This window comes from Alteromonas aestuariivivens (assembly GCF_003367475.1).
Taxonomy (GTDB): Bacteria; Pseudomonadota; Gammaproteobacteria; order Enterobacterales; family Alteromonadaceae; genus Alteromonas; species Alteromonas aestuariivivens.
Genome location: NZ_QRHA01000034.1, coordinates 1 through 692, shown reverse-complemented (window position 1 = coordinate 692; position 692 = coordinate 1). Strand labels below are relative to the sequence as shown.

Genomic DNA, 692 nt, shown 5'->3' with positions numbered 1-692 from the left:
CCTAACAAGCACATCAAGTCGCCAGCAAGCTGGCTGGGACGCCAAAACTACGCGGCGATTTAGTTTTGTGCTTCGCAAGTTTAACCAAAATCGCCGCTACGTTTTGTTGCCACTTATGTGGGCGTTATGATCATGGAGAGAAATGAGTATCGAGCAAGAATTTAAAGAAAAGGTCAGCGAGTACTTAGAAAAACTGAGCAACGATCTTTGCACAATTCTTAAAGAGTTAATTGAATACAATTATCCCGAAGAAGTTACCACTCTTGCCTTCGAAATCTTTGTCGATGGTTTTTCATCCGAGTTTCCAGTAAGAGCGTTCTTTATGGACAAAGATAATTCTGAGCACTTTATCTACATCGATGGAAAAGCAGAATATCCATCGCCAGTTGATCCTGGCCTGCTAGAAATAGATCACGTTTATCCGTATGAGCTAGAAGAAGAATACACTAACAAGGATGAATCACTTGATCCTTGGGATATTGCTACAAATGAGCTAATTGAGTGGTTCTCTAAGTGCTGGCTGGTTTCGGGCGGCCAAACATTCAATATAAAGGCTACTATTGCACGGTAATCCCCCCTAAAAATAACAGCAGCCAAAAGTAGAATTTTCTCGTAACCTGAACGCAGGAGATTCTGCATGAAAAAATCACGATACACGGACAGTCAGATCCTGGCCATTCTTAAGCAGGCGG

At 42.2% G+C, this 692-nt stretch carries 1 protein-coding gene; it reads left to right on the top strand.

The window, feature by feature from the left end; translation table 11 throughout:
* Window positions 1-142 precede the first annotated feature (142 nt).
* Complete coding sequence (locus DXV75_RS17045) at window positions 143-571, top strand: hypothetical protein (protein ID WP_115594614.1); 429 nt, start codon at window positions 143-145, stop codon at window positions 569-571.
* Window positions 572-692 lie beyond the last annotated feature (121 nt).